We start from the raw sequence: 25,940 nt of genomic DNA, 5'->3' as shown, positions 1-25,940 counted from the left end.
CGCGCATGAAACACATCGTCCTGATCCTGCTCCTTCTCGCCGTCGCGCCATTGCTGGCGCACGCGCAATCCACGTACCGCCGCGAGGTGAACGAGGGCAACGACCTGTATCGCGAGAAAAAATTCCCCGAAGCGAAAAAGCGCTACAACGACGCCGTGGCAACGGAGCCCGGGCGTGTCGAAGGCCACTACAATCTCGGCAACACGGCCTACCGCGCCGAGGATCCTGCAGGCGCCATCGAGCACTACAAACGCGCGGGCGAGCGCGCGCGCAGCAAGGAAGAGGGCGCCCGGCTCTGGTACAACGGCGGCAACGCCGCCATGAAAATGGGGCAGTACGAACAGGCCGTCGAGGCGTTTAAACAGTCGCTGAAACTGAATCCCAACGACGAGGACGCGCGCTACAACCTGCTCTACGCGATGCAGAAGCTCGCGCAGCAGCAGCAACAGCAGAAGAATCAGAACAAGGATCAGAAGCAGGATCAGAAAAAGGACCAGGAAAAGCAGGATCAGAAACAGGACAAGCAGAAACAGGATCAGAACAAACAGGACCAGAACAAGCAGGATCAGCAGAAGCAGGACAAGGACAAGCAGGATCAGCAGCAGAAACCCGATCAGCAGAAGCAGGACCAGAAGAAACAGGATTCGCAGCAGCCGCCCCCGCCGCGCGACAACAAGCAGATGTCGAAGCAGCAGGCCGAGCAGATACTGAAGGCCCTCGAGCGCGACGAGAAGGAACTGCAGAAGAAGAACCGCGAGAAACGCGCCGCCACGCGCGTGCCCGTGGAAAAGGACTGGTGAGACCGGCCATGCGCGACGAATCGGATAAAAAGATGCGTTTATCCCTTGTTATCGGACTGGCCGCCCTGGTGTGGATGACGGGCGGCGTTCCCGGCGCAGCACAGGACGTAAATTTCACCGCATCGGCGCCGAAGACGACGGTGGCGCTCGGGGAGCAATTCCAGGTCTCCTTTACGCTGTCGGGCGGTGCGCTCAAGGCGTACAAAGATTTCCGCCAGCCGAATCTCAACGCCAGTTTTCTAACGCTCATGGGGCCGAGCACGTCGCAGTCGATGCAGTGGATCAACGGGCGCACGTCCACATCCATTACCTGGACGTACATTCTTCAGCCCCGCAACACGGGCACATACAGCATTCTTCCCGCCACGATTCAGTACGACGGTCAGACCCTCGCGAGCAATGCGCTCACCATCAAGGTGACGGCGGGCGCGCCCGGAGGACAGCAGCAGAATCCCGCGCAGGGCGGGGGCAAGTCCGACGAGGCCGTCAAGGTGGATCTTGGCGACAATCTTTTTATCAAGGCGCTGGTGAGCAAGCGCAGCGTGTATGTCGGCGAGCCGATTCTCGTCACCTACAAGTTGTACTCGCGCGTGTCGTTCCGTGTGGACAACATCGCGAAGGTCCCGCGCATGGTGGGGTTCTGGTCCGAGGACATCGACATGCCGCAGCAGGTGCGGCCGGAAGTCGAGTCGTACGGCGGGAAGCAGTACGAGACGTACACGATGAAAAAAGTCGTGTACTTCCCGACGCAGACGGGCACGCTGACCATCGATCCATTCGAGATCAACTGCACCGTGCAGGTGCGCGCGAAGAGGAAATCCGGCGACGACTTCTTCGATCGTTTTTTTAATGATCCGTTTTTCGACACGTATAAAAACGTGCAGAAGTCGCTGCTCACCGAGAAGATCGGCGTGCAGGTGAAACCCCTGCCCGAGCAGGGTAAACCCTACTCCTTCCGCGGCGCCGTGGGCGACTTCACCATGCAGACTTCGATCGACAAGACGCGGCTCAAGGTGAACGAGACCGCGACTATGAAGGTGGTGTTGCGGGGCGAGGGCAACATCAAGCTCCTCGAAGAACCCGTCATCGAATTTCCCAACGGCATCGAACACTACGATCCGAAAATATCGGAGGAGATCATCCGTTCCGGCGGCACGATCACCGGTGTGAAGACCTTCGAATATCTTCTCATCCCGCGCTACGCGGGCGACATGGACATTCCGGCCGCGAGTTTCGCATTTTTCAACATCGGCAAGAACAGGTACGAGGAACGTACGGGCGAGGCCGTACGGCTCCGCGTGGAAGACGATCCGAACGCTCGCGTCGACGAGACCTCGCGTCTGCGCGCCGAACGCCGCCGTCGCGACATACATCCGCTGCTGCCGTACGACGCGGAGGCGGCCTCCGAGCCAGGGCGGCCCGGCGCTGGAAGTATGCTGCTGCTTTTCGGCGCGCCACTCGCGGCGCTCGCGGGAGCGCTCGTCTGGAAGCGCCGTTACGACCGTGTCCATGGCGACGTGACGGGCCTGCGCATGCGCCGCGCCACACGCCTGGCCGAGAAACATCTCGCGCGCTCGAAGAAGTATCTGCAGGCGAACAACATCGACGCGTATTACCTTGAGATCGCGCGCGCGCTCTGGGGCTTCGTGCAGAATAAACTTGCGCTGCCGACCTCCGACACGTCGGTGGATGCGGTGACGGAGGCGCTCGTCGCGCGTGCACTCGTGCCCGAGACCGTCGAGGCCGTGCGTTCGGCCCTTATCGCAACGGAAGCCGCGCGCTTTTCGCCCACCCGTTCAAGCGAGGACGAGATGCGCGGACTCTACGACACGGCGCGCACCGCAATCGTATCACTCGAACAGGCCTTGCGCGCATGAAACGGCTGCTTCTGCTCCTCGTCCTTGTTGCAGGCGCGCATGCCGCCCCCGATCCGGCGGCAGTATTCCGCGAAGCGGGCGCGGCCTATGCTCGCGGCGATTTTCACAGCGCCGTCGGGCTCTACGAACGTCTGCTGAAGGAGAGTGCGCCGTCGGCTGCGCTGTACACCAATCTGGGCAACGCGTATTTCAAGAGTGGTTCGCTGGCGCGCGCCGTGCTTGCGTATGAACGCGCACATCGCATCGATCCATCCAATGCTGTCATTGTGGAAAATCTCGCCATCGCCAACGCCCGGCTCCGCGACCAGGTGGAACCCATGCCGCTGCTCTTTGTGGTGCAGTGGTGGAACACCGTGAAGGACGAGAATACGCCGGCGTCGCTGTTGACGTGGTCCGCGATAATTCTCTGGGCCTTGGCCTCGGCTCTCTTTGTGTTTTTTGGCATCGAGCGCGTGCTGTTGCGACGTGTCGCGCTGCTTGCGGGGATCGCCTTCGCCGGCCTGTTCAGCGCATCACTGTTCCTGTATCTGGATCGTGTCGAGGATCTCGAGAGCCGCCGCCATGCGATAATACTGGCGCGAGAGGCCTCCGTGCGCAGCGCTCCCGACGCGAGCGGCATCGAAAGTTTCCTTGTCCACGAAGGACTCAAAGTTGAGATTCGCGATCAGCGCGGTACGTGGAGCCGTATCGTACTCGCCGACGGTACCGAGGGCTGGATCGACACGCGCGCCATCGAACGGATCTGAGTTACCGCCGCCTTTGATATCCGCGGTGGATTTTGTGATATTCGATCCATGCAGACAGAGCGCTTTTCCAGCTCATTTCACGCGGCCGCAGGGCGGAGTGTCCTGGTCGCCGTGCTGTATGGCCTTCTCTCCGTGATGCAGTCGTTTGCGGTTGCGTCTGAAGTTGATGAGGGACCATCCGCGCGGCGTCGCTACATCGGCGTAATTCTCTCGTACGATGTTGCGATATCGGCCGGCAGTTTTTCCACGGCCTGTGATTGCGGATACGGAGAGGGGAGCGGAGCCGGCCCCACGGCAGGTCTGCAGTTCGATATGGCGATCAACGAGCAATTCCGTTTTGCCGTCGCCGGCCTGTACCGGCGTCTGGACGCGACGTACGAGACGGCCGAAACACGCATCACCTATATTGCCGACCTTGGCATGTACCGTCCCATCGATTTTGCACGGCGCGTCGAGCTTTCATATTCGTGGTTTGGCGTTCTTGCTTCGGCGGAATGGCGTCCCTGGCAGGCGCCTCTGCATTTCGCCGCCGGTCTTTCACTGGGGTACCTCGGCGGAGATCACCTGCTCGAAACCGAACGTATTCAAACCGCGGGAATCGGCTATCCTGAAACGGGCACTACGGATCGCACGTACCACGACGGGGCCATTGATGCGCTGACCGACGCTGATGGGAGCAAGGTCCTACCTGTGCGGCGTCTGCAGGTTGGTTTGGAAGCCGCGGTGGGCTACGACATCCGCATCGGAACAGACACCTATCTCGCACCACGGGTGAGTCTGTCTTATCCTCTGACATCACTCTCCACAAACGCTCCGTCGTGGTCTCAGCCGCGCGTTGGGTTTGGCCTCCTCATAAGGTTCGGACTATGAAAAACATTCGACGAGTCGTGTCGATCGGCATTGTGTGTTGTTGCAGTCTGCTCTTTTCCGTCGCATCAACGTACGCACAGGGCGGCAGTGAAGGGGAGTATTCGAAGCGGGTCGGCCGTGTGGATGCGAGTCTGCTTTTCGGCGGCCTGCTGGCGCTCGGCAGTGGGACCTTCACAACATCCTGCGACTGTCTGTTCGATGCGGGACTCTCCGGCTTCGGCGGCTATGGCGGAGCGGGCATCTCGTACGCCGTTACGGGCGATATCGACGTGCTCGGGCGTGTTGCGTACCAAACACTCGCCGCCACCTACACGAAGGAAAACACGGCGCTGCGTTACACGTCCGACGGTTCCACCGCAACGGTTGTCTTCCGTCGCGAAGCGGAAATGGCATATGGCACCCTCGCTTTCGCTGTGCTGGGCCGCTGGCGCAGCGGTTTCGAAACACTGTGGCTTGCAGGCGGACCGGAGGTTGCGATTCTTTTTCCCGGTGCATACAAGGAGACCGAGGAAATCATTTCGGGCCGCGGGGTATACGCATCCACAGGCACACGGAACATACTCCTGGCAGACCAACCGCTCGATGAACAGTTCAAGGACATGCGCACCGTTGGTGTATCGTTGTGTATCGGCGCCGGGTACGATCTGATCCTCGACAAACGACTGACCATCACCCCCGAGCTGATGTGGTCGTATCCGGTGACAACATTTCTGCCATCAACAAACGCGTTACGTCATTTCCCGCTGCGCGCGGGTGTAGCGCTTACTGTTCAGCTCTAGATCTCCTCATACGCCTGCTCGCAGGGTCTGGACGAACGCGTCTCAATCTTCAGCACTTCTGGCAATGATATGTTTACGATGGAGCAAAACCGTGTTGCTCCTCATCGCGGCATCCATCCCGCTTGCTGCTCAGCCTGCTGATCCGGTGCTTGCGCCGGGCGCCGGATACTTTGTATTTCATGTGCAGGCGGGCGCCGTTCTCGTGCGCGGGAGCGGATCATTTACCAGCACCTGTGAATGTACGTTCGATGAGAGCCCCACTGGTTTCGGTGCGTATCTGGGAGCGGGATTTTCATACGGTATTACTGACAACCTGCGCGTGCTCGCCCGTATGGCGGTGCAACAGTACACCGCGGCGTACGAGAAGACACGGACTGTCACCATCCCTGCACGCGGCAGCGACGGGACCATCCGCCTGCAGAAGGTCATGATGCGGCGATCGGCCGACATGTCTCTCACGCGTCTCTCATGTTCACTTCTTGGGCAGTGGCACAGCGGGATCGGCAGATTCTGGCTCGCTGGAGGACCCGAATTTTCACTCGTTCTCCCCGGACGCTACACCGATGCGGATGAAATCCTTGGCTGTGTCGCTGATTACCAGACTACAGGCACTCCGTGTGCATGGGTGGTCACCGACAAAGCCCTCGACGCACACTTCGCCGATTTGCGCATCGGCCTGGTCTCGGTGTCGATGATAGCGGGCTACGATTTCGTCTTCATGGATACGATGACACTGACTCCCGAAATCGGTTGGTCGTATCAGCTCACCGCCCTTATTCCCACACACCCATCATTACAACATAATCCGGTCCAGTTCGGCGTGTCGTTGGGGATGCGCTTGTAATGGCATAGAGGCGCGATGGTTGACTCCGGCGCACGGTGTCATGCCGCGGTGTGAATGTGTGCGGGGCGATTAAGGTGTCCGAACCTTTGCGGCAAGGGCGACCGCCGGTCGCCCCTGTCGGAGCCCATTCGTGGGGATCGAACACACGTTTCGGATCGAAAGAGGAATTCTTCAACATTATCCATATGCGTATCGACGTGTGCGGTTGAAGGGCGACCGCCGGTCGCCTCTGTCGGAGCCCATTCGTGGGGATCGAACACACGTTTCGGATCGAAAGAGGAATTCTTCAACAACATCGCGGTGCGGATCCAGTCTGCCGAATGAAGGGCGACCGCCGGTCGCCCCTGTCGGAGCCCATTCGTGGGGATCGAACACACGTTTCGGATCGAATCTTTCAGATTTTCGTTCAATTGTTCAGGGGATTTGATGCTGCTGAAGGCGTATCCATTCACGTTGGGGATTTCGTTGAATGTAGCCACAGACAATTTGTTTCATGCGGTGCGAACGGACGATTCTATCATCATAATTCCTCTGCCAAATAACCGCTCCGCTCTGTCCAGAGATTTCTCGAATTCTCCTAGTGATGATAGACTTGTAGCCTGCAACGAAGGAGCCGAGTGATCGCGGCGGTGGGCCTGCGGTAGAGCGGGGATGTGGCCCGGTGCCAGCATGAGTAGACCTGCGCCGGTTATATGCTGATCCCGATACCTTTGTCCGCGAATTCGATAAAGAAAAATCGGTTGAACGCTTGAGAACAACGAGCAAATGAATGTGATTCGGCATGATCACAAAACGAAGAATGCTGAGTTCCTGGCGGATTTGTTCTGTGCGAAGGAGCTCTTCATGTGCGATCCGCCCATATTCATTTAGTACAACCCCTGCCTGAGTCACCATCCCAAAGAGATTTTCCATCACCGCGGAACGCAGCGTTAAATGGTACATACCATCCCCGCTGTATGAATGCGAACGGCATCGTCTTGTGTTCCTTCTTCTAAAGATCATACGCGGCGTACTCATCCTGAAACGCTTCCCTTGCTGTTTTTGGATTCGTGTGCTGCGATCCCGATAGGGTCGAAACACATGTAGTGTAGTACGCGCGGACATGAATTTTTGTTCCCGCTGGATGAGAGCCTAAAGAAGTGCTTGCCGGACTCTCTCGATCCAAGCTGCGTTTGTCTTGTCCGCGGTCTGCCTCCGACAGGGGCGACCGGCGGTCGCCCTCAAAACAACGCAACGAGGCCGATCTGAGCTGTGATGCAGGTCCGGAGGTTCGACTGCACGCAGGTCTTAGCAGGAATGTATCAACCTCCGGTCGCCCTCAAAACAACGCGATGAGGCCGATGTGCGCTGTGAGGCCAGTCTGGAGGTTCGATGCTATGCGAGACTCAACAACAGTACATCGACCGGCGGTCGCCCTCAAAACAACGCGATGAGGCCGATGTGCGCTGTGATGCCGGGCCGGAGATTCGACTGTGCGCAGGTCTTAGCAGGAGTATATCGACCGCCGGTCGGCCCTGCCGGAGCCCATTCGTACTGGACGCACATGCATTCCAGATCCACGACCTATGTTTTCCCGTGTCCCTTTCACCTTTCATCGTTTCCCGTTCCGCCCCCACGCGAACAGCCGTTTGAAGCGCGCGGGGGCGCGGTCGACGAGCACGTAGAACGCGGGCACAACGAGGAGACTGAGCACGGTCGAAACCACGAGGCCGCCGATGACGGCGATGGCCATCGGTGTGCGGATTTCGGAACCTGAGCCGATGCCCATGGCGGGAGGAATCGCCGCCATCAGTGTCGCGGTGGCGGTCATGAGAATGGGACGGAGACGCACGGGTCCGGCGCGCCGCATGGCGTCGGTCGGACTGAGTTTTTCGCGGTCGCGGATCTGGTTCGCGAAGTCCACAAGAATGATCGAGTTCTTCTTCACGATACCCATGAGCAGCAGCAGACCGATCATCGAAAAGATGTTCAACGTCTTTCCGAATACGAGCAACGCAAGCACCGCGCCCGCCACTGAAAGGGGAAGGATGGTGAGAATCGTGACAGGATGGATGTACGAATTGAACTGTGACGCCAGAACCATGTAAGCCACGAGTATGCCGAGGAACAGGGCGAAGAACAGTCCGCTCATCGATTCGCGGAAGGCGACACTGGCGCCGCCGAGCACGAGCCGGTACCCGATAGGCAGCGTCTGCGACAGCTTCTCGACTTCGGCCAGCGCCTCGTCCTGCGACCTGCCGGGCGCGACGTTGGCGTACATGGTGATGGCGCGTTCACGGTCGCGGCGCGTTATGGCCTGTAGCGCGGGCTGCTCGTTGGTGCTTACCAGAGCCGAGAGCGGCAGCAGTTCCGTCGAGGCGGACCGGACGCTCAGACGCGCGAGATCCTCCGGCCGCGACCGCTGCGGCGCGAGCAGGCGGAGGCGCACGTCCATGCGTCGTCCGCCGTCGCTGTACTTGCCGATGCGCACGCCGCCCACAAGCGCATTGATTGTTGTGGCGACGTCCTCGATGGGCACACCGACATCGGCGGCGCGGGCGCGGTCGGGCGCGACCTGCAGTTCGGGCATACCCAGGCGGTAGTCGGTGTCGAGATCGATCACAGTGCCGCTCTGCTGCAGTGTGCGCATGACATTGTCGCTCACGTCGACGAGTTTGTCCCAATCGTGTCCGCGCACGGAAAACTCGACAGGGAAGCCGCGCTGCGCGGTGAAGCCGGCCTGCGAGAGGTCCTGCACGACGGCCCGCAATCCCGGAATAGAGTTGAGTTCGCGGCGGATAACCCCGGCAAATTCGGCTTGGGTGACGTCGCGTTCCGACGGAGGTTTCATCGTGACGAAGAAGGTGCCGGCGTTCACTCCACCCGATCCGAAGCCGCCCACAAACCCGAAGAGCCGCTCCACTTCGGGTTTATTCTGCAGTATCGCCTCGGCTTTTCGGATAAGCTTATCCGTTTCCATGAGGTCGGCTCCGACAGCCGTCTGCAGCCGTATCATGAGCCGGCTCTGATCCTGCGAGGGCACGAATTCGCTCGGCATCATGGCGAAGATCGCGATGGATCCGCCGAACAGCAGGCCGGCGAGGAGAAGCACGAGTTTCGGCCGCGCGAGACCCCACCCGAGGGCGCGCGCGTAGACTCCTTCGAGACGCCCGAAGGCGCGGTCGGCGGCCATGCCCACGCGGTTGCGGCTTTCACTCGCGGTGCGGATGATCTGCGAGGTCCGCGCCGGCGCGAGTGTGATCGCCTCGAGGTACGAGAGCAGCACGGCCACACAGAGCGTGACGCCGAACTGCAGGAAAAACTTCCCGACGACTCCCTGCATGAAAACTACGGGGATAAAGATCGCCACCACGGCAAGTGTTGCGGCGAAGGCCGCGCCGGTGATTTCCTTGGTGCCGTTGCGTGAGGCGGTGACCTTGTCTTCGCCCCCCTCGAAATGCCGGAATATGTTTTCGAGCACCATGATGGCATCGTCCACCACGATGCCCACGGCCAGCGCGAGTGCGAGCAGGGTAAAGGTGTTGAGCGTAAATCCCGCGAAGTAGATCACCGCGACGGTGCCCAGCAGCGACATGGGTATGGCCAGCACCACGTTCACGGTGCTCGACATGGAACCGAGAAACACCCAGCAGATGAGCGCCGTCAACAGTACCGAGAGTATCAGTTCGAACTGAATCTCATTCACCGATTCCTCGATGAATGTGGTGGCGTCGAAGTTGATTCCCAGTTCCATGCCCTCGGGCAGTGTGCGCTGAAGGTCGGCGAGTATGGCCTTCACATCCTGCGCCACAGCCACGGCGTTTGCGCCGCGCTGCTTCTTGATGCCCATGCCCTGCGCGGGCACCCCGTTCACGCGCGAGAGACGACGTACATCCTCGAAGCCGTCCTCGACGAGAGCGACGTCCTGCAGATACACGGGACTTCCGTCGTTCTCGCGCACAACGATGCGCCGTAGCACGTCGAGGTTCATGGCCTCGCCCAGCACGCGCACGTTTACTTCGCGCCCCTGCGTCTCGATGCGGCCCGCGGGCAGTTCCACGTGTTCGCGCTGCAGAGCCGCGATGACGTCGCGCACGGTCAGGCCGCGCTCGTCAAGTTTGCTCGCGTCGACCCAGATGCGGACGTTGCGATCGAGATACCCGCCCATCGTGATTTCGCCCACACCGGGCACAGTCTGCAGCCGTTCCTTGATACGGTACTGCGCGTAATCGCTGAGCACGCGCTGCGGGAAAGGACCCGAGAGCCCGATCCACATGATGGGATTGTCCTCGGGATTCGATTTGCTGATGACCGGCGGATCCATGTCGCGCGGCAGGCGCCGCTGCGCCTGCGACACACGCGTCTGCACATCCTGCAGAGCCAGATCCACATCGCGCGACAGATCGAGTTCGAGAGTGACGGTGGCACCGCCCATGCGCGCGGAGCTGGTGATGGACTTCCATCCTTCAACCTGCACCAATGCTTCCTCGAGCGGCTCGACGACGTCCTTCTCCATGATTTCCGGCGCGGCACCTTCCCAGGAGACACTCACGGAAATGGTGGGGAAGTCGACATCCGGGAACTGGCTGATGCCGATGCGCGAGAGGGCCACGATGCCGAAGACGACAGTCGCGCCCATGATCATCCACGCGAATACGGGTTTTCGTATCGCGATCTCGGTGAGATTCATTTGTCGCGGCGCCCTTCCGCGGAACGGCTCCCGCCTTTTTTGTTTCCGCTGCGTACGGCCGCTCCGTCGCGCAGCGCTTCGGCGCCGCGCACGACGAGTTTTTCGCCCGCGGTCAGACCCGAGAGCACTTCGACCTGGCCGTCTTCGGTGCGTAGTCCGATGCGCAGGACGCGCTCACGGGCGACAGCACCCTCGACGACATAGGCGAGAAATCCTCGTTCGCTCGGGCGTATGGCGGTCTGCGGTATGACGGGCATGAGTTTCGAATCACCGATCGGGATGCGCACCTCGGCAAAGGCGCCGGGACGCAACGCGGCACTGCGCGTGTCGCGCACCTCGGCGGTGACATTCGCCATACGCGATCGTTCGTCGGCCGCCGCGGCCACGTGATTGATCGTGGCCGTGTACACGGCGTCGTCGTTGCGCACGGTGAACTGCGCGCGCTGTCCGACACGCAGGCGCGGAGCGTCCTGTTCGGTCACGCGGAAGCGCAGCAGCAGGGGATCGCGCCGCACGAGTGTGGCGAGCACGGCGCCGGGCTGCACGTACTGACCGGTCTGCGCCGTGCGGGATTGGATGATTCCTCCCACGGGCGCCTTGACAAGCGCGTCGCGCAGATTCAGCGCGGCCTGATCCGCCGCGATACGCGCCATCGCGAGATCGGCGGCCGCCGCGCGTGTTTTTGTGCGCCAGGTTTCGAGTTCCTCGCCGGGTATGAGGCCGGGTGTTGCCTTGCCCACCGATTCGCGGCGCGCCAGACCGGCCTCGGCGTCGGCCTTTGCCGCCTCTGCCTTTTCGAGAGCGGCCTTGGCTGCGTCGAGCGAGAGTTTGTAGCGCTCAGGTTCGATGTCTGCAAGTATGTCACCGCTGCGCACGCTCCGGCCTTCAGCAAAACGGATGCGCTCGATCACACCAGCAACACGGGCCGTCACTTGCACGGTTTCAAAGGCCTCGACGGATCCCACCGCGCTGACGGAATAGACAACCGGACGTGTCTCGACGACGGCTACTTCCACGGGGAATTGCATCGATTTTCCGCCGCCGCGTGATTGTTCCGGACCGGATTTTTTGCCGCAGCCCGCAATAAGAAGAACTGCCAGAATACAGGAGTATATTGTCTTTTTCATTCCGCGCTTCGCCTGGTGAGATCGTTGCCGAGAGGATCGAAGCCAATCGCCGCGCGCAGCGCGAGGAAGGCCGACACGAGTCCGATGCGCGCCTGTGTGTGCGCGACGTCGGATTCGAAGAGACGTACGTTTGCGTCGGCGCTTGCGAGCGCGCTGACAAGGCCCTGCCGGTACAGCTCGCGTGTTTCGTCGGCGTTTTTTCGCGCCGCGTCGAGCGCCACATCCGCCTGGTCGCGCGCGGCCCGCGCGTTTGTGAGGGCCACGAGGGCGGCACGGATGTCGACATCGATCTGCCGCTCGATGGCGCGGGATTCAAGATCGGCCGCGTCGGCCATTCCCGCGCGTTCCGCGCGGTCGGCCAGCCAGGCGCCGCCGTCGAACAGCGTCCACGCCAGATTTGCGCCGACATACCAGTTGGTGTTTTTCCCGCTGAAGCCCGCCTCGTTGGTCCACCGGTACTGGGCCACCGCCGTCACGTTGGGCAGGGCGCGCATGACGGCTTCTGTGGCGGACGCGCGCAATGCGTCGGCCCGCGCGCGGCTGATCGTGATGTCGGCGCGCAGGCGCAGCGCGAGTTCGACGAGGCGCTCGGTGACGGCCATGTACGAGCCCGCGATCATGAGTATGTCGTCGGGCGGCGCAAGCGAGTCGGGCGGCGCGCTGTTGATGCTGTAGCCCAGCCGCAGCCGCGCTGTTTCACGCGCGCCTCGGGCGGTGGTGCGCTCGCGCTGCGCGGTGGCGTATTCGAGCTCCCCGCGGGTCACGTCGTTGATGCCCGCGAGCTGCGCGGAATACCGCGCGCGCGCGGCGTCGAGGTTGATGCGCGCAAGTTCCAGGCGCCGTTCGGCCGCCTGCAGAAGCTGCTCGGCCGCGATCGCGTCGAGATAGGCGGCCGCGGCGTCGTAGGCGACCAGTCGCGCGGCATTCCACGCTTCGGCCTGGGAGGCGTCGCGGTCACTTTTTACCTGGCTGTAGAGAGGGAAGAGGCGCGGATCGAGCAGCGTCAGCGAGGCGTTTGCCGCCGCGGAAAAGGCGTTCAAACTCTGGATGGTAATCTCGTCGCCGCCGACCTGGCGCACGGTTTCGAACGCGCGACGTGTATAGGTGCCCGCAAAACTGAGTGACGGAAGGAAGGCCGCGCGCGCGCGCATCACGCGGGCATCGGCAGCGTCGATACGCTCGCCGGCCGCCAGGGCGCGTTCGTGCCGCTCGAGGGCACCGCGCACCGCGCCGTCGAAAGTCAGGGTTCGCTGCTGCGCCCAGAGCCGTCCGTAAGGCGGGCAGCACAGCACAAGCGCCAACGCGCTGAGGCATAGGTACGTGGTCGTTCTTCGTGATGTGTGCATGGAAAAAGATGGTGGATTTCGGGCAGGATTCCAAGGTCGGACGGTGCAAACCCCCCGGTCGCCAGACGCACCTTTGCGGTGTGACGGCCGCTGTGCTACTTTGCGCGAAACATTCCGGAGCACCATGCCGCGCCTGTCGTTACTCTTATCCGTTTTTGCCGCCGCCGTTCTGCTCGTCTCCTGCGGAGGCACCGCCGTCATGAAAGTGACGGATATCATCCAGATTCGCGCTGTCGAAACCGAGGATCAGCTCGCGCCCAAGTTCGAAAATTCCGACGGCGAAATAATAAGACTCGGCGATCCGATTCTCACGGATCAAACCATCATCTCCCTGCTCGTCCGTGAAACAGCGGGAACCGACAGCTTCGAGCTGAGCATCTACATGAACGATCAGGGCGCAAGCCGCTGGCGCCGCATCATGCGCCGGAAGGGCGAACAGATGGCGCTTGTGGTGCAGGGACGCGTGCGCGCGACGTTTGTGGCCACCGAACCGATCAACAAGGCCGGAACGCAGATCCTTATTCCCGCCGTTGCGACGAATAAAAAGGACGCCGACGCGCTGCAGGAAATTCTGGACAAAAAGCGCAGCACCAAGTAAAGCTCTCAGCCGTCGGCGCGCCAGTCCTGCTCGCGGAGCACCAGCACGGGACACGGCGCCTTGCGCACCACCTTCTCGGCGGTGCTACCGAACAGCACGTGCTCGATGCCGGTGTGCCCGTGCGTGCCGATGATGATCAGGTCGGCCTGCTCCTCGCGCGCGGCGCGATTGATCTCGACGAAGGGTTTGCCCATGCGTACGAGTGCGCGTCCGGTCGTGCGCGGCAGCACCTCGTTTTCAAGCAGCCGCGCGAGATTGTCCTCGCCGCGCATGCGGAACTCACTCTCCATCGACGGCACCGCCACCTGTCCGAAACTGAAATCGGCGGGGAAGATCACCGGCTCGATGACATAGACGAGAAGCACTTCGGCGTGAAACCGCTCCGCAAAGGCCACGCCGTGTTTCAACGTGTTTTTTGACGCGTCAGAAAAGTCGATCGGAATGAGTATGCGGGAGATGTTCTGTAACATGGCGACCTCCGTCGTGCTTCCCGTCGTTGCGCGGCGATGCGGCCGCGCTGTGTACGGGCGATTGATCGGGAATGGTTGAGTCGGGTTCCGACGCGGCACCCTCGGGCGCGTCGTCGGGAGTGTTGTCGGACTCCCCGGCGTCGTCGTAAGGATCGGACGTTGCGACAGCGGGATCGTGCCGCTCGAATTCGATCCCGGTTTTGAAATCGTACAACATGGGACTCACGAGAAACATGTCGATGGCGTCCAGCGCTGCTGCGTATGCCGCGCGCCGCTCCGCCTCGAGATCGAGAAACACGATGCGCCGTAATTGCCAGTGCTGCTCGTTGTTCGAACGTGTCAGCCGCTCCATCAGGACGTCGAGATCGCGCGCCGCGCCAGCGGCGTCCTGCAGCATGTTCAGTTCGTCGATGAAACGCAGCACGCTTTTGCGCCGGAACTGCGAGAGCAGGGTCTCGAGCGGATAACGGAGCCGGCGAAGGGCGATGCGCAGTTGATGCAGATCCTCCACATCCCGTGAGGCCTTGAACGTATGCGCCAGATCGATCACCGCGCGCAGTCGGTGCGATGTGATGATACATGCGGCGCTGCGAAAACGCCGCACTGGCGCGAGATGCGCTATTTCCCATTTTTTGCGGGAGGCCATTCCTGCTGCCGGTTGTGATTGTGCCCGAAATATCCCACTCGTTCCGCGTAATGTCAACGCTGAACAAAATCCTCACACAACGCCCGGTCGCGTTGCTTGCGGCGCGGAGCTATCTGCGCTTCGGCGCCGCGCGTTTGGGGACGGGGAACACGCTGTGAAGCTCGTCGTACACGTTGGATCCACCCTGGCGGTTGCCACCTCCGTTCCAGGCGGATTCAACATCGAGAACATCACGGAATTCGCCGATGCCCGCGCCGCCGTGGTCGTCCTGCGCACCGACAAGTATGTGGTACTGCCATTCCGGGTGCGGCTGGCCGAGTATGGATCGGGGTATCGCGAATTCTATCGAGGCGTCGCGCACGCTGCCGAAGGCATGCGCCGGTTCTGTCGGCACAAAGGCCCCGAGGAGGCGGTCGTCGGCGCTGCGCACTTCCACACCGCCGCCGACCAGAACGATTTTGTCGCAGCCCGCGCCAGGCGGAAGTGTATAGCGCGAGTTTGAGCGCATGCTCCGCGTCTGCCGCGATCGATCGGCGCTCTGATCGATGCCGATCGCGACCATGGTCAATTGAAAACCGTACTCGGGATGCCAGCCAGGCTGCGACAGAGCCGAGAACGTGAGACGGAAATACACATCGGTCTCGTCAGCGCTGATGCGCACGGATCGCAGATCGAAAATGCCCTTCGGAAATACAGCGGCGCGCGGATACGTGTACGTGCCCTCCACTCCTGCATCGTCACCAGCCGGATCACTCGCTTCGAATAGCACGGATGCCGCACGATTTTTCTTCAGAGCGCGCTCAGGACTGATGATGGGCCAGGCCGGCGGTCTGATGCTTGCGAGTGTGGAATCGAGTCGCGGGATACACCATGGCACGTCTTGTATTGCGCTGGCACGATATCCCGGCGGCGCGTGGAATTCGAACTGCGCGGTGGAGGGTCCATCGATGGTGACGACGGTGTCGGCGCGCGAATCACCAGCCCAAGGCGGAGCGCAGCGGATCCTGACCCGCCCCGCGGTTGCGAGTCTGCAGTGAATCCGCAAGGTGTCGATCGATGGGGCTGATAGTGCGATGTGCACGTTGTGCGCACCAACGCGGCACACGGTGTTCGCGCCGATGAGAGCGGACGGCAGTTGCGGATGGATGCTCACTTCCGGGATGTGTTCCAAAGCGTTGACCGACACGCCGCAGTAGTCCTCGCGCAGATTGCGCAGGTACTCGGCGGTACTCCACGCCTGGTTGAAGGTGCCGGACCAGCGCGGCGCGATGTTGTTGCCGCGAGTCAACGCATCAGTACATTCGGGCAGGGTCCCTATCGCGCCCTGATCGCGCGCGAGTACCTCGAGAGCGGCGGTCAGCTTCCATGCGGCATCGGCCTTGCCGCTGCGTACAAGGGCGGTGACGGCAGGCCCGGTCAACCACGTCCATATGGTGCCATTATGATACGCCGCGTCCTTGGGATATCCGGCAGGGTACACGTGCCAGGGATGGAAACGTGAATCGGACTGCGCCAGAGACGCGACGCCGTAGCTGTAGACGCAGGAGGTGATGATGCGGTCCAACGTGCGCGCGGCGGTGGAATCGGGAATGATGGACCAACGCGGCAGCGTGAGAGCGAGCAGGACGTTGGGCCGGAGCTGAGTGTCGCGGCTGCCGTCCGAATTGAGATGATCGACAAGTGTTCCTGTCGCGGGATCGGTGAAATGCCGTAGAAACTCTGTGACGATACGCGCGCGACGTGCGCGCCATTTCTCGGCACGGGTTGTGTCGCCCGTTAGCAGTGCGATACGTGCGGAGCTTTCGAGCTGGTCGATCCACAGCGCCTGTATCTCGACCGCGCGGTTGCCGCGCGGAGACCACGGGCCGCGCGGACCTACGGCATCCATCCACGTGTCGGCATCGGCGTGCGTCAGAAAGCCGAGTGAATCACTGTGATGCCGCAACACGCCCTCGATGGCGCGATCGACGGCGGGGAGCAGGACGGAGGCGAAGGGCGTGTCGCCGGATTGTTCGAGGTAGCTCCAGGCCTGGCGCACAAAGAGGGGAGTGCCGTCGGCGGTGTTGTAGATCACATTGCCCGGCTGTATCCGGTTGGGTATGCGGCCGAAATTCGGATCCGCGGCACTGGTGTTTTGCCAGCGAATAAAAGATGAAAGGATCCTTTTAGCCGCGTCGTGATCTCCCGCTCCCAGCACCGCGCCGGGCAGTGCCAGGAAGGTGTCGCGTCCCCATTCCTCGTCGAACCACGGCAGCCCCGCCCACACCGCGGGTACGCCGCCGCGCAGCAGGAGTGAACTCATCGCCGCGCGTATCCAGCCCTCCGCGCCCTGCCAGCCCTGGGCGCCGCGCCGACTCAGGGTTTCACTGCCGTCGTAAGCGGAGGAGAATCGTTCATGCTGCATGTTCCATACCCGCGCAAGACAGTCTGCGGAACGCGCGGGCACGGGATCGAGCGAACGTGCATCGTCGGGTGCTGAATTGGCATCGTGTATCTGCGCCGCGAATGTTATGCGCGCGCCTGCGGGCAGCTTATCGATACGGTACATCGCGGGCATGTGGCCCCGTGTCGCTGCGGGTATCTGGTCCGTGAGTCCGTGATCCACCGGTTCCCACGAGCCCCTGTGCGGAGCGCCGCTGAGAAAGACTGTGGCGCAGGAGGCGATCTCCTCGCCGCGCAGCAACAGTCGCGCGCCGCTCGTGGCGTGTGTGGCCGCAGCAAAGGCGGCGGACCACGACGGCACAACGGTGACGGATCCCGCATGCCGTGTGGTGATGCTCACGACGAGCAGGCACAGGGAGTCGCAGAATCGCAGCACCTCTTCAGTGCCGCTCTCCGGATACCGGCGCACGCAGCGGTCGGGTTCGACCGTCACTTCCGCGTTGCGCCTGTCGAGGAGGCGGCCATCGAGCGCGATCCAGTGATTCTCGAACACCTTGCGCTTTGCGCGCGTGATGCCGTGAAAGCCGCTCGAATTTTCTCCGTTGGCGACTACAGCGTAAAAGGCGTCGCGCGCGTTCGTGATGGTGAACACACGCTCGGGTCCGCCGGGCGGAAGTGTGAGGCGGAGCGGCCGCTGCGCGGAGGCGCCGGCCACGGCGATGGTGATGAGAATGGGGACGAGGGCCTGCAGGCCAATGAACCGTCGCATGCGGCGCTCCTGATTTGACCGGCCGGCGCAGGTGCGTCGGCGCGGAGTAACGGATTATCCGATCCTTTTCTCTGTTTCCGCGTCGAAGTAATGCGCCTTCGCGAGATCGAGCCACGCGCGTGTTTTCTCGCCGAGACCCAGCGACGGCATCGCTGCGGCGCGCGCCGTCACGGCCTCGGTCCCGGCCTTCAGATATGCGTACACTTCATTGCCGAGCAGCTCCGACACTTCATGAACAAGCTCGATCGCCGCAGGCAACTCGCAGGGGATCTCGTTGAAATGCACGTTCTCTGGACGTATACCCAGCACGATTTTCCGGCCTGCAAGCGCGCGCAGCATCGCGGCATGCGCCTCGGGAAGCGTGATGGAGAAACCCGCGCCCGACAGCACATGCGCCTCGGCATCGAGCGCACCCGACAGCACGTTCATCGCGGGATTCCCGATGAACCCCGCCACAAAGAGGTCGGCGGGACGGTGATATACGTTGAGCGGGGTATCGACCTGATGGATCAATCCCGCCTTCATGACGGTGATGCGGTCGCCCATGGTCATGGCCTCAACCTGGTCGTGGGTGACGTATATCATAGTCGTTCCCAGACGCAGATGCAGTTTTTTTATTTCGGTACGCATCTGCACGCGGAGTTTTGCGTCGAGATTCGAGAGCGGCTCGTCGAACAGGAACACGTTGGGCTTTCGCACGATGGCGCGGCCGAGGGCCACACGCTGCCGCTGGCCGCCCGAAAGCGCCTTCGGCTTGCGATCCAGCAATTCACCGATCTCGAGCAGCGCGGCGGTTTCGTCCACCCGCGCCGCGATGTCGGCTTTCGGGTACTTGCGCAGTGTGAGGCCGAAAGCCAGGTTCTCGCGCACGGTCATGTGCGGATACAACGCGTAATTCTGGAACACCATCGCGATGTCGCGGTCCTTCGGAGCCACGTCGTTCACGAGACGGTCGCCGATGTAAATCTCGCCCGCGGTCGCCTCCTCGAGTCCGGCCACCATGCGCAGCGTGGTGGACTTGCCGCAGCCCGACGGTCCGACGAGCACCATGAACTCGCCGTCCTGCACTTCGAGGTGCAGACCTTCAATCGTCGCGGCCTTGCTGTTCTCGAATCGTTTTGTGACGTTCGTCAATCGTACCGATGCCATGGTCATTCTTCCGTCGAGGGAGTGGATGAGGAGGCGGGCGGCGCGTGCCGGCCGAGCGTTTTCACGAGCATGAGTTTCATGCCGAGAAAGAAAAACACAAGCAGCGGGTATCCCGCCATCAGGTACAGGCGCAGATTCGATTCCCGGAACAGGAACCACAGGGCGATCTCTCCCGCGATGAGGAGCACGATCGACGTGGTGTATGCGAAGATCCGAAGTGTGTTGAGTGTCATGTCGCGGGGTTATGGAGAAGTAGGTGTGATCCGTTCGGTGCAGTGAAACGTTCTGTTGAATGCTCGCGTCTCGTGCTTAGCCCTTGACGCTTCCGAGCGTGAGACCCGATATCAGCCAGCGGCTCAGAAGCAGGAACAGCACCATCGCGGGGATGCTGACGAGCAGGGCACTTGCGGCGTACAGACCCCACTCGGTGCTCATGTTCGATTGAAAACTTTTGAGACCGATCGGCAGCGTGAACATCTCGTCGTAGTACAGGACCTGCGCCGCCACGATGTACTCCGTCCATGCCGACATGAACGAGAACAGCGCGGTGATCACCAGCGCCGGCGCGGCCAACGGGAGAATGATGCGGTAGAATGAGGCGAAGCGTCCGAGCCCGTCGATGCGCGCCGCTTCTTCTAGACTCAAGGGGATTGTGTCGTAGAAGCCCTTCATCTGCCATACGCAGAACGGAAGCGCCGTGGAGGAGTAAATGACGATCAACCCCAGAAACGTGTTTGTCAGATTCAGTTTCGCCATCATGATAAAGAGCGGCAGCAGCAGCATGGTGGCGGGGAACATCTGCGTGATGAGCAGGCTCAGGAGGCCGGCCTTTTTGCCCGGAAAGCGGTACCGGGAAAAGGCATACCCCGCGGTCGAGGCCAGCGCGACACCCACGACCATTACGGCGATGGTGACCACGAGGGAATTCCACACCCAGTGCAAAAAGGGCTGATCGCGGAAAAGCGCGATGTAATTGTCCCAGGTCGCGCCGTCGGGGATGATGGCGAGCGAGTCGCTGAGCAGCGTGGCTTGCGGCCGCAGCGATATGCTGAACACCTGCAGTATCGGGTACACCGATGCCGCCGTGAAGACGGTGAGTATCGCATACACTCCAACGAGCGTCCATGCCCTGTGTGTTTTTGTGCCGCGTGCCATGTGCCTGCTTTCTCCGGTCTCCTGGTGTCGCGCCTATGCGGCGCTGTCGGTGGCGGTGCGGCGCATGAAGAGGATGCTCCATGCCGCGAGGATGAGGAAAATGATGAAGCTGAACGCCGCCGCGTAGCCATAGCGGTAGAGGTTGAACGCCGCGCGGTACACGTAGCTCACCAGGATGTGCGTCTGATCCGCGGGCTGGCCCCCGTTCGATACGAGCCAGACGACATTGATGTTGTTGAACGTCCACACGATGCCCAATGTGATGGCGGGAATCATGACGGGCTTCAACAAGGGGGCGGTCACGTTGCGGAATTTCTGCCACGGACTCGCGCCGTCGATGTCGGCGGCCTCGTACAGTTCCTGTGGAATGGACTGCAGTCCGCCCAGCGCGATGAGCATCATGAACGGGAAGCCCAGCCAGATGTTGGTGATGATGGCCGCCGCAAACGCGAGCGACTCGTCCGTTAGCCAGGGCAGAGGAGATACGGAAAATACGGTCTTTAATATCGCATTGACTGCGCCGCTGTCGGTGTTGAACATGCCGCGCCAGGTCAGCGCCGTGATGTACTGCGGCACGGCCCAGGGCAGAATGAGCAGGATGCGGAAGATGGATTTGCCCGGCAGCGCGCGGTTCAGCAGCAGTGCGAGAAACACGCCGATGACCACGTGAAACGTCACGTTCACAAAGGTCCATATCACCGTCTTCAGAAATACGCCATAGAATTCGGTCGAGAACATCTGTCCCGCCGCGGTCCACAGCGTGCCCGACGGACGCGCAAGTTCCTCGGCGAAACGGTCGATGCCGAACACCTTCCCGTATTGATCGAATCCGATGATGCGCCAGTCGTTCACCGTCAGCATGCTCATGTTCGAGAGCGAGATGACGAGGTTGTAGAAGAAGGGATAGATGACCACACCGAACATGAGTATGGCGGCGGGCAGAATCATAAACACTGCGAATCGCGCGTTCCGTGTCTCGAGCCGGTCGGGATGACGCAGCAGCGGGATCAGGAAATTGCGCACGAGCCCGAACAGCGCGGCTATGGCGAGCAGCGCGCCGATGAGGTAGACGATGGTGACCGCGGCGCCAGACGCATCCTCGCTGCCATCGGAAGCGCCCTCGTTCAACTCGCGGATTTTTTGCACGGCCAGCCGCTGCTGCTCGCGCGCGGCCTCGGCTGCATCGATGTTTCCTCCGAGCAGATTCTGGTACGGCGGACGCATCGCGTCCCACACCGCGCGCATCTCTGGCACCAGCGGCATGGGCAGGCCGACCCGCGCCTGCTCCATCGAGACGGCGATGACAGGATCGGCGAATACGGCGGACGAGTTCTGCACCGCGATCGACGAGGGTATGGTCTTGAGCCGCGTCGAGAAAATGCGCTGCGATTCGTCCGACAGCATGAATTCGAGGAAGAGCCGCGCGGCGTCGAGACGTTCGCCCTCGAGATACACGTTCACGAAGTAGCCCTTGCTCGACACGATCGGCGCTGCCCAGAGCCCTGTGGCTGTGTTGCGCGGTATCATCGCGATGCCGAAATCCGCGCCCAGCGCCTCCATGTACTTGCCCCAGGACCACGATCCGTTGATGATCATCGCCGCGCGTTGGTCGGTAAACTTGCTGTCGGCGATCTCGTAATCACACTCCTTCGGGATGATGTGATGCTCGTCGCGCATCGCCTTCACAAATTCGAAGGCCCGCACCGACGCCTCGTTGTCGAGTGTCGGCCTGCGGTTTTCATCGAGCACCCAGCCACCGAAGGATGTGTAGAAGGGAATGAAGAAGAACGGTTCGGTGTAATTCCACACCAGGCCGTACTGGTCGATGACGCCGTCGCCATTGTTATCGCGTGTGAGCAGTTTTCCGAAACGGATAAGCTCGTCGAAGGTCTCAGGGGCGCGGTTCAAACCGGCTTCGCGGAACAGACGTTTGTTCCAGATCAGGGCGAGATGATTCCCGATCTCATCACCGATCTGATAGATATGGCCGTTGTAGCGTGTGAGCGCCTTTGTATCGAAGCGCGCGAAGAAGGCGGGCGGGAACAGCGCTTCAAGCGGCTTGACAATGCGCATCGATTCAAAGGCGCCCACAAAGTCGCTGGGTCCGTACACGAGTTCCGGTCCGCCGCCGGTAAAAGCCGCCGCGGCCTGGAAGCCGACGCGCAGTTCCTCGTTCTCCTTGTACAACTGCGCGACACGTATTCCCGGATGCAGGCGTTCGAACACCGCGATACGCTGCTTGAGCACCTCGCGCGCGTCCGGACGCATCTGATGCCACAGGTGCAGCGTGACCTGCGCGGAAACGGCCGCGGGCAGCAGCAGGACGAGCAGCAGAGTGAGACGGGTGCGCGGGAGCAGTCTGTTCATTCCCGAAAAAGTAGACCTTCGGCGCCTCAAAGACAAAGCCAATCGTGTGACTGTGATTCCGCGTTTCATGGAAGCAATGGCATGGTTCTGGATGTAACGGAGCTGTATGTCTTTTTTCCTTCGATCCGTGCCGCCGTACATTTCACTCTTCCGCAACAGACAGGACGTCCTTCATGCGCTCCCGCTTCCTTCTTCCAGCAACTTTACTGCTCACCGTTCTGCTCGCCTCCTGCGGCAGACAGAATTCCCGCACACAGGAGACCACCGACATGCACGGCGCCACGCCCTCGGTCGCCGAGCGCCTCGCGGAGTATGCACCCGTGAGTCTCGCGACGGACCTTTCATTTCTGACCGAGCGCGAGCGAGCGCTTGTGCGCACTCTCGTGGAAGCAGGGACTCTCGTCGACGAGGTGTTCTGGCGCCAGACCTCGCCCGATGCCATCGCCCTGCGCGATTCGCTCGGCGCGGCGGGTCCCGCGGCGGCCGACCTCTCGAAGTATGTGCGCATCAATTACGGACCGTACGACCGTATCTACGACGGTGCGCGTTTTGTCGGCACCGGTCCCGCGACCAAGCCTCCCGTGGCCGCGTATTATCCGCAGGACATGAGCAAGGAGGAATTCGAGGACTTTAGCACGAAGAATCCCGGACGCAAGGAGGAACTCGAAGGTCAGTACACCGTGGTGGAACGCGACGGGACGGGCTTCCGTGCCGTGCCGTTTGCAAAGGCCTATCCCGAGGTGCCGCGCATCGCGGCCCTGCTCGAAAAGGCCGCAACGCTGGCCGACAATCCCTCGCTGCGCAAGTACCTGCGCCTGCGCGCGGTAGCACTGCTCACGGACGATTATTTCGCAAGCGACATGGCCTGGATGGATTTGAAAGAGAACAACGTCGATGTGGTCATAGGCCCGATCGAGAATTATGAGGACGCGCTCTTTAATTACAAGACCGCCTACGAATGTGCCGTGGTGGTGAAGGATCCGGCCGGCACACGGGAATTGCAGATGTTCACAGGGCATATCGACGCGTTCGAAAAGGCCCTGCCCATGGATCCGAAGTACATTCGTGCGACGGCCGGATCGGGCAATGTGCTCGAAGTTGTCAACGTCGTGTTCTTCGGCGGCGATTTTATGAAGGGTGTCAAGACCATTGCGGCGTCGCTGCCCAACGATCCGCGTGTGACACAGGTCAAGGGTGGTAAAAAGCAGATGTACAAAAATCTCATCGAGGCGAAGTTCGACAAGATCCTTGTGCCCATCGCCGAAAAACTTCTGCGGCCCGATCAGCGCGCCTATGTGGACCGTGCGGCCTTCACGAGTTTTGTCACGCTGCACGAAGTGTCGCACACGCTCGGGCGTGGCTATGTGTTCGGCGACGACAAGCTGAGCGTGCGCCGCGCGCTCAAGGAACGCTACTCCGCCATAGAAGAGTGCAAGGCCGATTTGCTCGGACTCTACAACAACCGCGTGTTGCTTGCGGAGAAGAAGATCACCGAGGAGCAATTGCGGAAGTCGATCGTGACCTATGTGGCCGGGCTGTACCGCTCGGTGCGCTTCGGTGCCGAGGAGGCGCATGGAAAATCGAACATCATGCAGCTTAATTTCCTCGTCGAGAAGGGCGCGGTCTCGATCGATGCCGACGGGTATGTTGTTGTGAAAATCGAGGGCTTCCTCGACACGCTCGGTGAATTCGCGCGGAAGATTCTGACCGTCCAGGCCGAGGGCGACTATGCCGGGGCGGGGGTGTTGCTCGACACGTACGGCAAGGTGCCCGATCATGTGCGCGTGTCTCTGGCCAAATTACAAGGTGTGCCGCGCGATCTCGATGTGACATTCACCTTCTGATCCAGCAGGACGTAGAAAAGGGGTGGGAGCAATCCCACCCCTTTTTGTATTGGGGAATCGAGAACGGGCCGGTTCTCTATTTCGCGTAGAAGTCGATCTGCTGTTCGATCGCCGCGCGGCACACCGGATCAAAATCAACAAGACTCAACGAAAACATACGGCAGTCGAGCGACGGCCTGTACATGCCCGTCGAAACGTACCCGGCACCCTCGAAGGCGCCGACCTTTCCGCGCAGGGCGGCATTGGTCAATATCGCTTCCTGTTTCTTCTTGAGCGGATCGCGCTTGGAATAATAATCCTCGGCAAGGCGGTCCAGGCGCGAGAGCTGCGTGCCGATGCTGTCGTAGGCGGATTTGCCCCAGTCCGTCGGAAGCGCGAGGTCCTTGCTGGCCATGGCGCTCCATTTCACAGCGGGTGCCTGCAGGAGGCGTGTGACATTCGGCTCCCACGGTTCCACACCCTCGGGATAAAATTCGTTGTAGCCGGTGGACGAGGAATAATACTCGTCGCCGAGTCCGCCGAAGCTGTGTCCGAACTCGTGCACATACACGTAGTCGCGCTGCCATTCCTGGCCCTTGTTTTTCTCGATCGTGTATGTGGTGGTGTAGAGTTGGTAAATGCCGCCGCCGCCGTAACGGCTGTCGTTGATCAGAATGCAGACGAAGTCGTAGGGCACCTGCGACAGGGCGTCGCGCATCTCCCGATTCGCTTCGGTCAGCACGTAGCGGGCGGATCCGAAGGTGTTGTACATCGTTCCAAGCGGCGTGTTTTTCCAGACATTCTTGTCCGGAATATCGATGCCCGATTCGGCGGATGGAAGGCATACGGCGCGCACGTTGAAGTCGGCCTTGCGCTCCTTGAACGGCGAGGTGCCGAACATCACGTCGTTGAAATGTTTTGCGTCGGCCTTGAACTTTGCAATATCGTCGGCCGCGTAGCCATCACCCACGATCACGATGTCGACCTTTTTGTGGGGATCGCCATTGTCCATGAGCGGGAGCACTTCGGCGTTGGCCGAGCGATTTTCCGTGACGACCTGCGTGGGATCGTTCGGATCGATCACAATCGAGAACAGTTCATGGAACACCGAATATTTGTCGCGTTTCGAGAGCGTGAGCTGTACCGGCTGTTTCGGGAAGGGGAAGCGCACGGTTTCGGAAATGGTTTTTCTTAAACCCCTGACCGCCTCGTCCGTCGTCTGCCACTCGCCGAACACTGTCGAGAAGCCACGCGAGTACAGCAGCACGCCGGTGCGCAGATCGTACACGCGCGCGAGACTCTCGCCGCGGTTGAGTGTGTCGATGAGGTTCACGAGACTGCCCGGCCACGTGCCCTCGCCGTACACGCGGTCGAGCGCGTACTGGTCGGTGTCCTTTGTGCCGGAATGGAAGTAGTCGACGCGCATCGTGCGGTCGACGAAGTAGCGGTGGAAGTCCGGCTGCGCGTGCGACGCGGCGAGGGCGGCTACAAACAGCAGGGCGGTGACTACGGATTTCATTCAC

General features: G+C 61.2%; 19 protein-coding genes. 8 read left to right on the top strand and 11 right to left on the bottom strand.

All coding sequences use genetic code 11. The annotated features are described in order from the left end of the window. The first annotated feature begins 5 nt into the window (after nt 1-5). The 6 genes from HY962_13870 (at nt 6) to HY962_13845 (ending at nt 5,916) form a co-directional block, all read left to right on the top strand. The gene (locus HY962_13870) at nt 6-800 is read left to right on the top strand and encodes a tetratricopeptide repeat protein (GenBank protein MBI5648013.1); all 795 of its coding nucleotides are present in this window, start codon (nt 6-8) and stop codon (nt 798-800) included. Between the two features lie 8 nt (nt 801-808). Then, nucleotides 809-2,677: a protein BatD gene (locus tag HY962_13865; GenBank protein ID MBI5648012.1), complete on the top strand. Its 1,869-nt coding sequence runs from the start codon at nt 809-811 to the stop codon at nt 2,675-2,677. After that, nucleotides 2,674-3,423, top strand: a complete 750-nt coding sequence (locus HY962_13860; protein ID MBI5648011.1) for a tetratricopeptide repeat protein — start codon at nt 2,674-2,676, stop codon at nt 3,421-3,423. The genes HY962_13865 and HY962_13860 overlap by 4 nt, the downstream gene beginning before the upstream one ends. 48 nt (nt 3,424-3,471) lie before the next feature. Beyond that, complete coding sequence (locus tag HY962_13855; GenBank protein ID MBI5648010.1) at nt 3,472-4,293, top strand: hypothetical protein; 822 nt, start codon at nt 3,472-3,474, stop codon at nt 4,291-4,293. Next, nucleotides 4,290-5,072, top strand: a complete 783-nt coding sequence (locus HY962_13850; protein ID MBI5648009.1) for a hypothetical protein — start codon at nt 4,290-4,292, stop codon at nt 5,070-5,072. The genes HY962_13855 and HY962_13850 overlap by 4 nt, the downstream gene beginning before the upstream one ends. 91 nt (nt 5,073-5,163) lie before the next feature. Next, nucleotides 5,164-5,916, top strand: coding sequence for a hypothetical protein (locus HY962_13845; protein MBI5648008.1), 753 nt, complete (start codon nt 5,164-5,166; stop codon nt 5,914-5,916). Between the two features lie 1,591 nt (nt 5,917-7,507). Here the strand turns inward: HY962_13845 and HY962_13840 are convergent. Genes HY962_13840 through HY962_13830 form a run of 3 tightly spaced genes read right to left on the bottom strand, consistent with a single transcriptional unit; the run spans nt 7,508 to nt 13,058 of the window. After that, complete coding sequence (locus HY962_13840; GenBank protein ID MBI5648007.1) at nt 7,508-10,585, bottom strand: efflux RND transporter permease subunit; 3,078 nt, start codon at nt 10,583-10,585, stop codon at nt 7,508-7,510. Continuing rightward, nucleotides 10,582-11,712, bottom strand: coding sequence for an efflux RND transporter periplasmic adaptor subunit (locus HY962_13835; GenBank protein MBI5648006.1), 1,131 nt, complete (start codon nt 11,710-11,712; stop codon nt 10,582-10,584). The genes HY962_13840 and HY962_13835 overlap by 4 nt, the downstream gene beginning before the upstream one ends. Next, nucleotides 11,709-13,058: a TolC family protein gene (locus tag HY962_13830; protein ID MBI5648005.1), complete on the bottom strand. Its 1,350-nt coding sequence runs from the start codon at nt 13,056-13,058 to the stop codon at nt 11,709-11,711. The genes HY962_13835 and HY962_13830 overlap by 4 nt, the downstream gene beginning before the upstream one ends. Before the next feature lie 124 nt (nt 13,059-13,182). Here HY962_13830 and HY962_13825 point away from each other — a divergent pair, with 124 nt between their 5' ends. Further along, entirely contained in the window at nt 13,183-13,656 is a 474-nt protein-coding gene (locus HY962_13825; protein MBI5648004.1) for a hypothetical protein, read from the top strand. Between the two features lie 5 nt (nt 13,657-13,661). Here HY962_13825 and HY962_13820 read toward each other — a convergent pair whose 3' ends face one another. The 7 genes from HY962_13820 to HY962_13790 all read right to left on the bottom strand — a co-directional run bounded on the left by HY962_13820 (nt 13,662) and on the right by HY962_13790 (nt 22,594). After that, a complete protein-coding gene (locus tag HY962_13820; GenBank protein MBI5648003.1) occupies nt 13,662-14,126 on the bottom strand; it encodes a universal stress protein in 465 nt (154 codons plus the stop codon). Beyond that, a complete protein-coding gene (locus tag HY962_13815) occupies nt 14,080-14,772 on the bottom strand; it encodes a CHAD domain-containing protein (GenBank protein MBI5648002.1) in 693 nt (230 codons plus the stop codon). Before HY962_13815 ends, HY962_13820 begins: the two co-directional genes overlap by 47 nt. Nucleotides 14,773-14,881: 109 nt before the next feature. Beyond that, entirely contained in the window at nt 14,882-17,923 is a 3,042-nt protein-coding gene (locus tag HY962_13810; GenBank protein ID MBI5648001.1) for a hypothetical protein, read from the bottom strand. Between the two features lie 54 nt (nt 17,924-17,977). Beyond that, on the bottom strand, nt 17,978-19,072 hold the full coding sequence (ugpC, locus tag HY962_13805) for a sn-glycerol-3-phosphate ABC transporter ATP-binding protein UgpC (GenBank protein ID MBI5648000.1): 1,095 nt from the start codon (nt 19,070-19,072) through the stop codon (nt 17,978-17,980). 2 nt (nt 19,073-19,074) lie between these two features. Further along, entirely contained in the window at nt 19,075-19,305 is a 231-nt protein-coding gene (locus tag HY962_13800) for a hypothetical protein (GenBank protein ID MBI5647999.1), read from the bottom strand. A gap of 76 nt (nt 19,306-19,381) precedes the next feature. Continuing rightward, nucleotides 19,382-20,227 (bottom strand): sugar ABC transporter permease, encoded by an 846-nt coding sequence (locus HY962_13795; GenBank protein ID MBI5647998.1) that lies wholly within the window; start codon nt 20,225-20,227, stop codon nt 19,382-19,384. Nucleotides 20,228-20,260: 33 nt separating this feature from the next. Next, nucleotides 20,261-22,594 carry an extracellular solute-binding protein gene (locus tag HY962_13790; GenBank protein MBI5647997.1) on the bottom strand — a complete coding sequence of 778 codons (2,334 nt, stop codon included), beginning with the start codon at nt 22,592-22,594 and terminating at the stop codon, nt 20,261-20,263. A 173-nt stretch (nt 22,595-22,767) separates the two neighbouring features. Here HY962_13790 and HY962_13785 point away from each other — a divergent pair, with 173 nt between their 5' ends. Next, nucleotides 22,768-24,438 carry a hypothetical protein gene (locus HY962_13785; GenBank protein MBI5647996.1) on the top strand — a complete coding sequence of 557 codons (1,671 nt, stop codon included), beginning with the start codon at nt 22,768-22,770 and terminating at the stop codon, nt 24,436-24,438. A gap of 76 nt (nt 24,439-24,514) precedes the next feature. On the opposite strand, the gene HY962_13780 is transcribed toward HY962_13785, so the two are convergent. Further along, on the bottom strand, nt 24,515-25,936 hold the full coding sequence (locus HY962_13780; protein ID MBI5647995.1) for a peptidase M64: 1,422 nt from the start codon (nt 25,934-25,936) through the stop codon (nt 24,515-24,517). Nucleotides 25,937-25,940 lie beyond the last annotated feature (4 nt).

The sequence above is a fragment of the Ignavibacteriota bacterium genome, from assembly GCA_016218045.1.
Lineage (GTDB): Bacteria > Bacteroidota > Ignavibacteria > SZUA-365 > SZUA-365 > JACRFB01.
The sequence above is the reverse complement of the archived record's forward strand: the minus strand, read 5'-3'. Positions and strand labels throughout refer to the sequence as shown.

Coding starts and splice junctions, on each gene's coding strand:
- HY962_13870 (MBI5648013.1), top strand. CDS start 6: ATGAAACACATCGTCCTGATCCTGCTCCTTCTCGCCGTCGCGCCATTG.
- HY962_13865 (MBI5648012.1), top strand. CDS start 809: ATGCGCGACGAATCGGATAAAAAGATGCGTTTATCCCTTGTTATCGGA.
- HY962_13860 (MBI5648011.1), top strand. CDS start 2,674: ATGAAACGGCTGCTTCTGCTCCTCGTCCTTGTTGCAGGCGCGCATGCC.
- HY962_13855 (MBI5648010.1), top strand. CDS start 3,472: ATGCAGACAGAGCGCTTTTCCAGCTCATTTCACGCGGCCGCAGGGCGG.
- HY962_13850 (MBI5648009.1), top strand. CDS start 4,290: ATGAAAAACATTCGACGAGTCGTGTCGATCGGCATTGTGTGTTGTTGC.
- HY962_13840 (MBI5648007.1), bottom strand. CDS start 10,585: ATGAATCTCACCGAGATCGCGATACGAAAACCCGTATTCGCGTGGATG.
- HY962_13835 (MBI5648006.1), bottom strand. CDS start 11,712: ATGAAAAAGACAATATACTCCTGTATTCTGGCAGTTCTTCTTATTGCG.
- HY962_13830 (MBI5648005.1), bottom strand. CDS start 13,058: ATGCACACATCACGAAGAACGACCACGTACCTATGCCTCAGCGCGTTG.
- HY962_13825 (MBI5648004.1), top strand. CDS start 13,183: ATGCCGCGCCTGTCGTTACTCTTATCCGTTTTTGCCGCCGCCGTTCTG.
- HY962_13820 (MBI5648003.1), bottom strand. CDS start 14,126: ATGTTACAGAACATCTCCCGCATACTCATTCCGATCGACTTTTCTGAC.
- HY962_13815 (MBI5648002.1), bottom strand. CDS start 14,772: ATGGCCTCCCGCAAAAAATGGGAAATAGCGCATCTCGCGCCAGTGCGG.
- HY962_13810 (MBI5648001.1), bottom strand. CDS start 17,923: ATGCGACGGTTCATTGGCCTGCAGGCCCTCGTCCCCATTCTCATCACC.
- ugpC (MBI5648000.1), bottom strand. CDS start 19,072: ATGGCATCGGTACGATTGACGAACGTCACAAAACGATTCGAGAACAGC.
- HY962_13800 (MBI5647999.1), bottom strand. CDS start 19,305: ATGACACTCAACACACTTCGGATCTTCGCATACACCACGTCGATCGTG.
- HY962_13795 (MBI5647998.1), bottom strand. CDS start 20,227: ATGGCACGCGGCACAAAAACACACAGGGCATGGACGCTCGTTGGAGTG.
- HY962_13790 (MBI5647997.1), bottom strand. CDS start 22,594: ATGAACAGACTGCTCCCGCGCACCCGTCTCACTCTGCTGCTCGTCCTG.
- HY962_13785 (MBI5647996.1), top strand. CDS start 22,768: ATGCGCTCCCGCTTCCTTCTTCCAGCAACTTTACTGCTCACCGTTCTG.
- HY962_13780 (MBI5647995.1), bottom strand. CDS start 25,936: ATGAAATCCGTAGTCACCGCCCTGCTGTTTGTAGCCGCCCTCGCCGCG.